This window comes from Pseudomonas sp. 44 R 15, assembly GCF_900004965.1.
In the GTDB taxonomy this organism is placed as follows: domain Bacteria; phylum Pseudomonadota; class Gammaproteobacteria; order Pseudomonadales; family Pseudomonadaceae; genus Aquipseudomonas; species Aquipseudomonas orientalis_A.
Genome location: NZ_CVTU01000090.1, coordinates 72,708 through 84,582 on the forward strand (window position 1 = coordinate 72,708; position 11,875 = coordinate 84,582).

Here is an 11,875-nt window from a genome sequence, read left to right on the forward strand (position 1 = left end):
CCCTTAGCGGTAGACTTGCCGCATCCCGGGCTGGGTTCTCAGCTCGCTGACCAATGCCTCAATGCTGTCGAATGGCTTCTGGTCGATAGACCAGCCGGACGCCTCGATGAAGTACCTACCCGCCTGGCTATTGATCCTGATATTGCGCAGTTCCCCACGTCGGGAGCGATAGTCAATGTGGCTGGCCTCGCGGAGCATGAATTGGCCCGGCTGCATCAGCAATGTCTCGGCCGACGACACCACGCGACTGTGCGAAGGGCCGGGCTGGGGTTCCATCGAGTGCTGCAGGGCGGCAGGGTCAACGCGCAACACCAGGTTGGCTTTGACTGTGCCTTCCCCTTTATTGAGGCCCAGGCTGGCAGTGCGCCCCGGGTCGACTTCGATGCCTAAAGGTTGGGCGCCCACTCTATCTTCTATCCGCAGGCCGATGCTGCCGGTGAGTTCTGCCAGCCCAGGGATACCCTTGAAGGTATTGGTATGGGTATCGCCCACCAGTGCGATCCATTTTCCTGGTCTGCGCTTGAAGGTCTGGACCCACTGGATCACCTCGGTGGCGTAATAGTTCATCATCCGCTGGCGCAGGGTGCCCGTGCTGTCGCGGATATCGCGAAGTATGTAGCTCACGATGCAGTCGATCGGCTGAACCTTGATCCCGGCGTCTCGGGCTGTGCTCACGACGTGTCTGAATGAGTAATAACGGTTTTGGGGCAATGGGTAGATCCCGTTCAGAAAATTTGTCAGCTCCTCGGTCATTGGTGCGTTCTTGGACCGGTAAAACGCCCTCAGCATCGGAATATGCACATCCGTCAGCAGATGTTCGAAGTAGAGGCGTTTGACGCCCTGGCTGGCGAGTAGCTGCATGTTGTCGATCAGAAAGGCTTTGCTCGATTCGGCGCTGTGGCTTTCGCCGATCACGAGGCCATCACTGGCGCGCAGCAATTTCTCGATAATGCTTTGCTGCGGCTCGTTCAAGCTCAAGCGCGGGAGTATTGGCTGCAGGGGTGAATAGGGCAGGCGGTTAAAGAAGATCGCCGAATCGCGGTTTAATTGGCTTCTTTTCTCGAAAAACAGTTTCCGGGTGCTGTTGATCGATTGTGCAGCCGTGCCGACGGGTTCGAAGTCTTCCGAAAACAAGCTGGTGTCAGTGAGCATTTCCACGAGCGTCTCGCGAACGTGCGCAGGCATCTCGTAGAGGCTGAAGAAGCTTGCGTTCTCGGCGCCGCCGAACAGTGTGTAAACCCGTTGCCAGGCATTGCGAAATGCCCCGCCTCCGGCCAGCCCGGCACGTCGCCATTGCAGGTCGGCGCTTTGAATCGCGTAGAGACCGGTGGATTGGATCTTTTCCGGGGCTTCTGGATTGTTTACGAATAACTCGAAAAGGCCCCCGGCATTCGGTTTTTTGTAGGTCAGGAAGGTCTCGCCCTGAATCCTGACGCTCTGCAAGCCACTGGGGGCGGTCGTAGCGATCAGGGGGCGAGTCTCGGTTTCGGCCGACGCGGGGGCTTCAGTCATGACCCGGACACTGATCTGGCCTTCCTCTGCCCGCGTGGCCTGGCCAAGCCCAGGTCGCAACGTCTCAAAATTGCTCACCCCTTTACCGATGCCGTGGATAACCACCGGGAGCGCGTTCAAGGCGCCGAACACAATGCGCTCGACGGCGTGGGTTTTGTCTTTGATCACGTCATCGGCGCCGATGGCCATTGCAGTCAAGCCCGATGTCACGAAGCAAAACTCCGCCAGCAACGCCGTGCCCATGGTCAGCGCCACGGGGATCGCCAGCAGGCAGGCCTTTTCCAGAACGTCGAGGGTATCGGCCTTGAACGTGTCCAGGGGCGAGACAATGGTTTTTGCCGCCAGCTTGGCAATGCGAGTGCGGATCTGGCGTGCGATGAACGCAAATGGGTCACTTCTGAGCGCCGGATACAGCGGGTTATTGATGTATTGCTTCGGGTCCCAATAGCCGTTGTGCAGCAAACTGTTGAAAAAACCGGGAGGGCTGGAGGATTTCGGGTACATCGCCATGCCGATCAATGCTTCCTCGACACCCCTGTAGAGCAGGCCGGAGTCAACCGAGTCGGGTTCAAAGTGGTTGGTCAGGGCTTTGCGCAGGGTCGGATCCCCGGCCAGTTTCACCAGCGCACTGCGCATGTCCTTCGGGGTATTGAAACCATGGATGGGCGAGGAGTTTCCCGAGATGTACGCCAGCGTGATCAGGCTCTGGTTGTCGGTAATCGTGAGGATGTCGGTGGCTTCGAATTGATGGATGCGCAGCACCCGTACGGTCAGGTTTGCATCCGGTGAGTAAGGCGCCTGGAAGTCTTCGAGGGTCAGGTTGCCGGCGTCCTTGTCGACGCCGATACCTGCCGCTCGGGCGGCGAGCTGCCGTTCTGCCAGGGTGAGGGTGAATTCTGCGTACTGATGGAGGTAGGCCTTGGTAAATGCGATGCGCATCAGGGTGGTGTAGTTGTCCCGATGCTCGTCCCAGAACAGTGTGACGGCCTTGTCGTAGGTGTGTTCGAAGTGGCTTGAATCGATGACCCTCCTGAGAACGGCAGGCGCAATCGCCAATTGGGTAGTCGGATCGTAGACCTGAGGGTCGCTTTGCCGGTAGAGCGCTTCATAACGCCTGGGCGGTATCCAGCCGGACGTAATGAACTCTTCGTTGAACATTTGCGGTATGCGGTTATCCATCAGGCGCGGCAGTTCGGTCACGATCGTGAAGTAAGGCGCGGTGGTGGAAAAACCCGTGGTGTTGATCATGCCGCCTGGGGCATGGGGGGCATTGCAGATCATGGCCTCGGTCAGGCTCATGGATTGGACGATCTGTGCGTTGTACGCCGCGTTGGGGTGGTCGGTGTTGTATTCAAGCGTGGTCAGGAATGTGGTGTCCGGATCCAGTGTTTCCTGGCTGAACGGTTGCAGATGCTCACACAGCAATTGAGCGGCGATGGCGCTGGGCACTGGAAAGTCCGCCAGGACCTTGCGGACAAAGTGATTGATATGCTGAAGCTGTTGGGCGTTGGACTTCATCGGCTTGCCTGGTTTGTGCAGTCAAAGCGGCTATTGAGCGCTAACCAGGCAATACACGGGCGGTAATTGTTTATGCTCGATAAACCGGATGGTCACCCAAGCCTTCCTTGAGAAAATCCACCAGCTTCCTGACTTTCGGCGACAAATGCCGTTGCTGCGGGTACAGCGCCCACACCGCGGTATTTGGCGGTTGGTGGGCCTCGAGCAACGACACCAGCGTCCCGTGTTGCAAATGCTCCAGCACGTAATAGTCCGGCAACTGGCATAACCCCACACCTTGCAGCGCTGCATCCAGCACCGCCTGCCCACTGTTGCAGCGCCAGTTGCCCTGCACCCGCTGGGAAAATTCGCGTCCGTCCTGGGCCAGTTGCCAGATATCCGAACTGCCGATCAGGCAGTTGTGCCGACTCAGTTCCGACAAGCTATGTGGCCGACCATACCGTTCGAGGTAGGAAGGTGACGCGCACAGGTACATGCGCCGAGGGGCCAGGCGACTGGCGACCATGCGCGAGTCTTGCAGGCGCCCGAGGCGAATCGCCAGGTCGAGCCCTTCGTGCACCAGGTCCAGCGGGCGGTTGCTCAGCTCGATATCGACCCGCAACTGCGGATAGAGCGCCATGAACCTTGTGACGAGGGGCACGATAAAACGTTCGCCATAGGCCACCGCGCAGGTCATGCGCAACATGCCCTTGGGTTCGCTGGTCAGGTCGCCCACTGCACGCAGGGCTTCTTCGCGACCGTCCTGCAAACGTTGACAGTGGTGCAGGAAGGTCTGGCCCGCTTCGGTCAGCGTCACCTTGCGCGTACTGCGATACAGCAGTCGCGTTTGCAGGCGTTCTTCCAGGCGCGCCACCTGGCGGCTGATATGGGACGACGACACCCCCAGGCGCTCGGCCGCTGCCGTGAATTGGCTGCATTCGGCCACGGCGACGAACTCATCGATGCCTTCCCAGCGGTTTTCCAACACGTTGATTGTCCCCATATGGCAATAATGTTTTGCTTTTGCCTGGATTATTAATCAATAAGCCATGGTTTACACTCATTCCATCAATGTTCAACTCCATGGAGAAACCCGGATGATCAAGTCCCGCGCCGCCGTAGCCTTCGAAGCCAATAAACCTCTCGAGATCGTGGAAGTCGATGTCGCCATGCCCAAGGCGGGTGAAGTGCTGTTGCGCGTGGTCGCCTCCGGCGTGTGTCACACCGACGCCTACACGCTGTCGGGCGCGGACCCGGAAGGCATCTTCCCGTCGATTCTGGGTCATGAAGGCGGTGCAGTGGTCGAGGCCATTGGTGAAGGCGTGACCTCGGTTGCCGTTGGCGACCATGTGATCCCGCTGTACACCCCGGAATGCGGCAAGTGCAAATTCTGTCTGTCAGGCAAGACCAACCTCTGCCAGGCCATCCGTGCCACTCAGGGCAAAGGCTTGATGCCTGACGGCACCACGCGTTTCTCCTACAAAGGCGAGCCGATTTTCCACTACATGGGCACCTCGACGTTTTCCGAGTACACCGTGCTGCCGGAAATTTCGGTGGCCAAGATTTCTAAAGACGCGCCGCTGGAAAAAGTCTGCCTGCTCGGTTGCGGCGTCACCACCGGTATCGGTGCGGTGCTCAACACCGCCAAGGTCAAGCCGGGCGACACCGTGGCCATCTTCGGTCTGGGCGGTATCGGTCTGTCGGCGGTGATTGGCGCGGTGAAAGCCAAGGCGGGTCGCATCATTGCCATCGACATCAACCCGGCCAAATTCGAAATCGCCAAGCAACTGGGTGCTACCGACTGCATCAACCCGAAAGACTACGACCGCCCGATCCAGGACGTGATTGTCGATTTGACCGATGGCGGCGTGGACTTTTCCTTCGAATGCATCGGCAATGTTCAACTGATGCGTGCGGCCCTGGAGTGCTGCCACAAAGGCTGGGGTGAGTCAGTGATCATCGGCGTGGCCGGCGCCGGCCAGGAAATTTCCACCCGTCCTTTCCAACTGGTGACCGGTCGCGTCTGGCGCGGGTCGGCATTCGGCGGCGTACGCGGACGCAGCGAATTGCCAAGCTACGTGGACATGGCCCAGACCGGCGAGATTCCGCTGGACACCTTCATCACCCACACCATGGGCCTGGAAGACATCAACAAAGCGTTTGACCTGATGCATGAAGGCAAGAGCATTCGTACCGTCATCCATTTCTGAGGTCGGCCATGAGTCTGGAAAACCTGTCCTGCCAGAAAAGCTTCGGCGGCTGGCACAAACGCTATAAGCATCACTCCGATGTGCTCGATTGCGACATGACCTTCGCGGTCTACCTGCCGCCGCAAGCGGAGCAGGGCGGCAAGCTGCCGGTGCTGTATTGGCTGTCCGGCCTGACCTGCACCGACGAGAACTTCATGCAGAAGGCCGGCGCCCAGCGCATGGCCGCCGAGCTGGGCTTGATCATCGTGGCACCGGATACCAGCCCGCGCGGCCCCGGTGTTGCCGATGACCCGGACAATGCCTGGGACTTCGGCCTCGGCGCGGGTTTTTACCTCAATGCCACCCAGCAACCCTGGGCCAGGCATTATCGGATGCATGACTACGTGGTGCAGGAATTGCCGGCGCTGGTGGAAGCGCACTTCCCGGCTTCGGACAAGCGCGGCATCAGCGGTCACTCGATGGGCGGCCACGGTGCGTTGGTCTGTGCGCTGCGCAACCCCGGGCGTTACCAGTCAGTGTCGGCGTTTTCGCCGATCAGCAATCCGATGGATTGTCCCTGGGGCCAGAAAGCCTTTTCCCATTACCTGGGAGAGGAGCGCTCGAAGTGGCGTGAATGGGATGCCTGCGTACTGATCAGCGAAGCCTCGGAACAGTTGCCGCTGCTGGTGGACCAGGGCGATCGCGACGATTTCCTCGCCGTGCAGCTCAAGCCCGAGGCCCTGCAGCAAGCGGCCAAGGCCGCCGGCCATCCGCTGGAACTGCGCCTGCAACCTGGCTATGACCACAGCTACTTCTTTATCGCCAGCTTCATCGATGACCATTTGCGCCATCATGGTCGTGCTTTGCTCGGTTAATGTGAGGCAAAAGTAGGTAGAATCACGCCCTGAATTAAATCGGGGCGTTTTTTTATGCGTATTGGCCACGGCTACGATGTGCACCGTTTCGCTGAAGGCGATTTCATCACTTTGGGCGGCGTGCGTATCGCGCATCATCATGGGCTGCTGGCTCATTCCGACGGCGACGTTGTCCTGCACGCCTTGAGCGATGCATTGCTCGGCGCAGCGGCGTTGGGTGATATCGGCAAGCATTTTCCGGACACCGATCCAACCTTCAAGGGCGCGGACAGTCGTGTCCTGCTGCGCCATGTCGTGGGTTTGATCCATGCCAGGGGCTGGAAAGTCGGTAACGTTGATAACACCATCGTGGCCCAGGCGCCAAAAATGGCCCCGCACATCGAATCCATGCGTGCCCTGATTGCCGCAGACCTGCAAATAGAATTGGACCAAGTCAACGTGAAAGCCACCACCACCGAAAAGCTCGGGTTCACCGGTCGTGAAGAGGGCATCGCCGTGCACTCCGTCGCCTTGTTGCTGCGCGCATGAACGAATTTGAATTACTCGGCCCGCGAGCCTATGGCGAGGCCTTGGGCAGCGCGGTGCTGAAGGCCACTGCCGAAGATTTCCAGGTAGACGAAGTGCTCGACATCCCGCTGACCGGCGAGGGCGAACACTTGTGGTTGTGGGTGGAGAAGCGCGGCCTGAATACCGAGGAAGCGGCGCGGCGTATCGCCAAGGCGGCGGGCGTGCCGTTGCGCACCGTCAGCTATGCCGGGCTCAAGGATCGCCAGGCGTTGACCCGCCAGTGGTTCAGCGTGCAACTGCCCGGCAAGGCCGACCCGGACATGAGTGCCGCCGAGAACGACACCCTCAGGATCCTGAAAACCGCCCGGCACAAACGCAAGCTGCAGCGCGGCGCCCATGCCGCCAACGGCTTCACCTTGCGCCTGACCCAGTTGGCCGGTGATACCGCCGCCCTTGATGCGCGCTTGCAATTGATTGCCCGGCACGGCATTCCCAACTATTTCGGCGCCCAGCGCTTTGGCCACAACGGCGGCAATGTCGTCGATGCCCGTGACTGGGCTGCGCGCAAGGCCTTGCCGGAACAGCGCAATGTACGGTCGCGGCTGCTGTCCACCGCCCGAAGCTTTCTGTTCAACAAAGTGTTGGCGGCACGCGTCGCTGACGGCTCGTGGCAACGCGCCCAGGTCGGCGACCTGCTCGCCTTCACCGACAGCCGCAGCTTTTTCCCGGCCGGGGAGGCTGAATGCAGCGATCCGCGCCTGGCGATCCTGGACCTGCACCCCACCGGCCCGCAGTGGGGCGAGGGTGAGTCGCCGGCGAAGGGTCCTACGTACGAACTGGAACAATCTGTCGCCGCCGCAGAAGCTGACCTGCGTGATTGGCTAGTGAATGCGGGCATGAGCCAAGAACGTCGCATTCTGCGACTGCCCATTGGCGGGTTGACGTGGCATTATCCCGGGCCTGACATTCTGCAATTGGAATTCGTCCTGCCGGCCGGATGCTTTGCCACTGTATTGGTGCGCGAGCTTGTTGATCTGGTGCCGGTGGGGCCGACGGACAACCCATGCGTATTCTGATATCAAACGATGACGGTGCCACCGCACCCGGTCTCGCCGCGCTTCATGCTGCGCTGGCGGATTACGCCGAGTGCGTGGTGGTTGCCCCCGACCAGGACAAGAGCGGCGCCAGCAGTTCGCTGACGCTCGACCGTCCGTTGCACCCCAAGGTCCTGGCCAATGGCTTTATCAGCGTGAACGGCACGCCCACCGACTGCGTGCACCTGGCGATCAACAGCCTGCTGGAACACGCGCCGGACCTGGTGGTGTCGGGCATCAACCTCGGCGCGAACCTGGGCGACGATGTGCTGTATTCCGGCACCGTGGCGGCAGCCCTCGAAGGGCGCTTTCTGGGTGGGATCGGGTTCGCGTTTTCCTTCGCCTCCCGGCAACTGGATAACTTGGCCACGGCGGCGTATTACGCGCGCAAGCTGGTGGAGGCGCACGGTTCCCTGGACCTGCCGCCGCGCACCGTGCTCAACGTCAATATTCCCAACCTGCCTCTGGACCATATTCGCGGCATCCAGCTGACGCGGCTGGGGCACCGTGCCCGTGCGGCGGCCCCCTTGAAGGTGGTCGACCCGCGTGGCAGGGAAGGCTATTGGATCGCGGCGGCCGGCGACGCCGAGGATGGTGGTGAGGGCACGGACTTTCATGCGGTGATGCAAGGTTATGTATCGATTACCCCGTTGCAATTCGATCGCACCTTCAGTGATGCCTTCAGTGGTCTGGATGGCTGGCTGGAGGGACTGCGCTGATGGCTCGTGAACAAGACGACCTGCTGCGCCGTGGCATCGGGATGACCTCCCAGCGCACCCGCGAGCGTTTGATCCAGCGTCTGTACGAAGAAGGCCTGTCCAATGCGCAGGTGCTGGAAGTGATACGGCGCACGCCTCGGCACCTGTTTGTCGACGAAGCCCTGGCACACCGCGCCTACGAAGACACCGCGCTGCCGATCGGCCACAACCAGACCATCTCCCAGCCCTATATGGTCGCGCGCATGAGCGAACTGTTGCTGGCCGCAGGGCCATTGGACAAGGTGCTGGAAATCGGCACCGGATCCGGCTACCAGACCGCCGTGTTGTCCCAGTTGGTCGAGCGGGTGTTCTCGGTTGAGCGCATCAAGGTGCTGCAGGACCGCGCCAAGGAGCGCCTGGTGGAGCTGAACCTGCGTAACGTGGTGTTTCGTTGGGGGGATGGCTGGGAAGGCTGGCCTGCATTGGCGCCCTACAACGGCATCATCGTGACTGCAGTGGCCACCGATGTGCCGCAAGCGTTGCTGGACCAGTTGGCGCCTGGCGGCCGACTGGTCATCCCGGTGGGCTCCGGCGAAGTGCAACAATTGATGCTCATCATTCGAGAGGACGACGGCTTTTCCCGGCATGTACTTGGCGCCGTGCGGTTCGTGCCGTTGCTCAATGGCCCGCTGGCCTGACATTTATTCCCTGTTAGTGAATTCCATAGACGCGGATGTGTCTTACAGCGGGGTCTATAGATTCAACAAGGGTGAGAGCCGGCATTAAACACGATGAATTTTTCGTTTCATCCGTGTGCCGGTAAAAAGCCAGTGCCCAGTTATACTTGCGTCATATTTCAAGCCTGATACGGGCGTTAATGTTCAGCCACCACAAAGGGAGCGGCGGGTGAGTCTCACAGGTCCTGCGCAGCGAATGAGTAAAACAAGCTTTCAGCGACTGGTGCTTGGCCTTGTCTTGAGTTCCTTACTGGCCGCCTGTTCGAGCACGCCATCCGGTGGTGCGCGGGTGGTCGACCGCACGAATGCGGCACCGCAAAAGCCGATGGTGACCACGGGCCAGTACGTTGTACGCAAGGGCGACACGTTGTTCTCGATTGCCTTCCGTTACGGTTGGGATTACAAGGCGCTTGCAGCTCGTAACAACATTCCCCTGCCTTATACGATACATCCGGGGCAGACGATTCGTTTTGACGGTCGCACCGGTTCGGCCCCTACGGCAGTTGTGACAAAGTCCGGTTCTTCGTCTTCCTCCTCGAGCAAAACCACCGTATTCACACGGCCGGCCGGCACCGCCTCGCCTTCGGTGGCGAGCAAGCCGGCACCCGCGCCATTGCCTCCTGCGGGGCCTGCGCCGACCGGATGGGGATGGCCCTCAAACGGTGTGTTGATTGGAAAATTCTCTTCAAACGGCAGTTTGAATAAAGGCATTGATATCGCCGGGGATTTGGGACAGCCTGTTTTGGCTGCGTCTGATGGGACAGTGGTGTACGCCGGGAGTGGTCTACGGGGCTACGGCGAGCTGGTCATCATCAAACACAGCGATACCTACGTCAGTGCCTACGGTCATAACCGCAGGTTGTTGGTTCGGGAGGGGCAGCAGGTCAAGGTCGGACAGACGATTGCCGAAATGGGTTCAACGGGGACAGACCGGGTGAAACTGCACTTTGAGATTCGCCGTCAGGGCAAACCTGTAGATCCACTGCAATTCCTACCCCGTCGTTGATGTGTTGCCAGCCTGTTCCCTCACGTAGAAGGAACAGGCTCCAGCGTTGCCAAGGATAAAGGCGTCGCTTGAGCTTGAGGTCGAACTCACCAAAGGACTATAACAATGGCTCTCAGTAAAGAAGCGCCGGAGTTTGACATCGACGATGAGGTTCTCCTTATGGAGACCGGCATCGCTACGGAAACGATGTCAGATAATGAGAGGGCTTCACCCCCCTCGGTTCGCACCAAATCCAAGAACTCCTCCGCGTTAAAGCAACACAAGTACATCGACTACACCCGGGCGCTCGATGCGACCCAGTTGTACCTCAATGAAATCGGCTTTTCCCCTCTGCTCACCCCCGAAGAAGAAGTCCATTTTGCGCGTCTGTCGCAGAAGGGTGATCCGGCTGGGCGCAAACGCATGATTGAAAGCAACCTGCGCCTGGTGGTTAAAATCGCCCGACGCTACGTCAATCGCGGATTGTCGCTGCTGGACTTGATCGAGGAGGGCAACCTGGGCTTGATCCGGGCGGTGGAGAAGTTCGACCCTGAGCGGGGCTTTCGCTTCTCGACCTACGCCACCTGGTGGATTCGCCAGACCATCGAACGGGCGATCATGAATCAGACCCGCACGATCCGGTTGCCGATCCATGTGGTCAAGGAGCTCAACGTCTACCTGCGGGCAGCACGGGAGCTGACACAGAAACTCGATCATGAACCTTCGCCCGAAGAAATCGCCAACCTGCTGGAAAAACCGGTAGGGGAGGTCAAGCGCATGCTCGGCCTGAACGAGCGCGTGTCTTCGGTTGACGTCTCGCTGGGTCCGGATTCGGATAAAACCCTGCTGGACACCCTGACGGATGATCGTCCGACGGATCCTTGCGAACTGTTGCAGGACGACGATTTGTCCCAAAGCATCGACCAGTGGCTGTCGGAACTCACGGACAAGCAGCGTGAGGTGGTGATTCGCCGCTTCGGCCTGCGCGGCCATGAGAGCAGTACCCTGGAGGACGTAGGCCTGGAGATCGGCCTGACCCGTGAGCGGGTTCGGCAGATTCAGGTAGAAGGTCTCAAGCGCTTGCGCGAGATCCTGGAGAAGAACGGCTTGTCGAGTGAGTCGTTGTTTCAATAACGATCCTGCTTGAAGGCTTGAATGTGGGAGGGGGCTTGCCCCCGATGGCGGCGCTTCAGTCGATATAGGCTTCGACTGACACACCGCTATCGGGGGCAAGCCCCCTCCTACATTTTCCCAGGCATAAAAAAACCCCGCTTTTGAGGGCGGGGTCTTTTCGACTAAGTCAGTACAAGTTAGATAACTTGAACTTCTTCAGCTTGCATGCCTTTCTGACCGCGGGTAGCGATGAAAGAAACCTGTTGGCCTTCTTTCAGGCTTTTGAAGCCGTCGGATTGGATAGCTTTGAAGTGAACGAACAGGTCGTCACCGGATTGTGGAGTGATGAAGCCGAAGCCTTTTTCATCGTTGAACCACTTAACGGTACCAGTTTGGCGATTAGACATGGTGTAACTCCTTGAACAAAGTTAACTGCGACTCAGGAAAAGCCCTGGCCGAGACTGAGTGCAAAGAGCAGGAAAAATTCTTGGAGATGGTTGGATCGAAATTCAACATATCGTGTAGAGATTCTCAGTGACACAAGCAACACAGTGACGCCACCTTAACCCTTTTTCCGGAACGTGCCAATGGTATTTCCGCAGGTTTCTCTAATTTCGTCACTGGCGGTGGTATTTATTGTCCCGTAAAACTGCGCCAGGAGCCCCGGC

General features: G+C 59.2%; 11 protein-coding genes. 8 read left to right on the top strand and 3 right to left on the bottom strand.

The genetic code is table 11. The features are described 5' to 3' along the window. Nucleotides 1-3: 3 nt before the first annotated feature. Both BFP93_RS12630 and BFP93_RS12635 read right to left on the bottom strand, forming a co-directional pair. Nucleotides 4-3,030, bottom strand: a complete 3,027-nt coding sequence (locus BFP93_RS12630) for a dermonecrotic toxin domain-containing protein (RefSeq protein ID WP_065893380.1) — start codon at nt 3,028-3,030, stop codon at nt 4-6. A gap of 70 nt (nt 3,031-3,100) precedes the next feature. Continuing rightward, entirely contained in the window at nt 3,101-4,012 is a 912-nt protein-coding gene (locus BFP93_RS12635) for a LysR substrate-binding domain-containing protein (protein ID WP_165386127.1), read from the bottom strand. Nucleotides 4,013-4,106: 94 nt separating this feature from the next. On the opposite strand from BFP93_RS12635, the gene BFP93_RS12640 reads away from it, so the two are divergent. The 8 genes from BFP93_RS12640 to rpoS all read left to right on the top strand — a co-directional run bounded on the left by BFP93_RS12640 (nt 4,107) and on the right by rpoS (nt 11,228). After that, nucleotides 4,107-5,219 carry an S-(hydroxymethyl)glutathione dehydrogenase/class III alcohol dehydrogenase gene (locus tag BFP93_RS12640; RefSeq protein WP_065893381.1) on the top strand — a complete coding sequence of 371 codons (1,113 nt, stop codon included), beginning with the start codon at nt 4,107-4,109 and terminating at the stop codon, nt 5,217-5,219. An 8-nt stretch (nt 5,220-5,227) separates the two neighbouring features. Next, nucleotides 5,228-6,073 (top strand): S-formylglutathione hydrolase, encoded by an 846-nt coding sequence (gene fghA, locus BFP93_RS12645; protein WP_065893382.1) that lies wholly within the window; start codon nt 5,228-5,230, stop codon nt 6,071-6,073. 54 nt (nt 6,074-6,127) lie between these two features. Beyond that, the gene (gene ispF, locus BFP93_RS12650) at nt 6,128-6,601 is read left to right on the top strand and encodes a 2-C-methyl-D-erythritol 2,4-cyclodiphosphate synthase (protein ID WP_057723182.1); all 474 of its coding nucleotides are present in this window, start codon (nt 6,128-6,130) and stop codon (nt 6,599-6,601) included. Then, on the top strand, nt 6,598-7,656 hold the full coding sequence (gene truD / locus BFP93_RS12655; protein ID WP_065886107.1) for a tRNA pseudouridine(13) synthase TruD: 1,059 nt from the start codon (nt 6,598-6,600) through the stop codon (nt 7,654-7,656). Before ispF ends, truD begins: the two co-directional genes overlap by 4 nt. Continuing rightward, nucleotides 7,644-8,393 (top strand): 5'/3'-nucleotidase SurE, encoded by a 750-nt coding sequence (gene surE, locus BFP93_RS12660; protein ID WP_065886108.1) that lies wholly within the window; start codon nt 7,644-7,646, stop codon nt 8,391-8,393. The genes truD and surE overlap by 13 nt, the downstream gene beginning before the upstream one ends. A 41-nt stretch (nt 8,394-8,434) precedes the next feature. Further along, nucleotides 8,435-9,070, top strand: a complete 636-nt coding sequence (locus BFP93_RS12665) for a protein-L-isoaspartate(D-aspartate) O-methyltransferase (protein WP_170827533.1) — start codon at nt 8,435-8,437, stop codon at nt 9,068-9,070. A gap of 208 nt (nt 9,071-9,278) precedes the next feature. Then, nucleotides 9,279-10,115, top strand: a complete 837-nt coding sequence (locus tag BFP93_RS12670) for a peptidoglycan DD-metalloendopeptidase family protein (RefSeq protein WP_065886110.1) — start codon at nt 9,279-9,281, stop codon at nt 10,113-10,115. Nucleotides 10,116-10,220: 105 nt separating this feature from the next. After that, complete coding sequence (gene rpoS, locus BFP93_RS12675) at nt 10,221-11,228, top strand: RNA polymerase sigma factor RpoS (protein ID WP_065886111.1); 1,008 nt, start codon at nt 10,221-10,223, stop codon at nt 11,226-11,228. A gap of 176 nt (nt 11,229-11,404) precedes the next feature. Here rpoS and BFP93_RS12680 read toward each other — a convergent pair whose 3' ends face one another. After that, nucleotides 11,405-11,614: a cold-shock protein gene (locus BFP93_RS12680; protein ID WP_002554837.1), complete on the bottom strand. Its 210-nt coding sequence runs from the start codon at nt 11,612-11,614 to the stop codon at nt 11,405-11,407. Nucleotides 11,615-11,875: the final 261 nt, after the last annotated feature.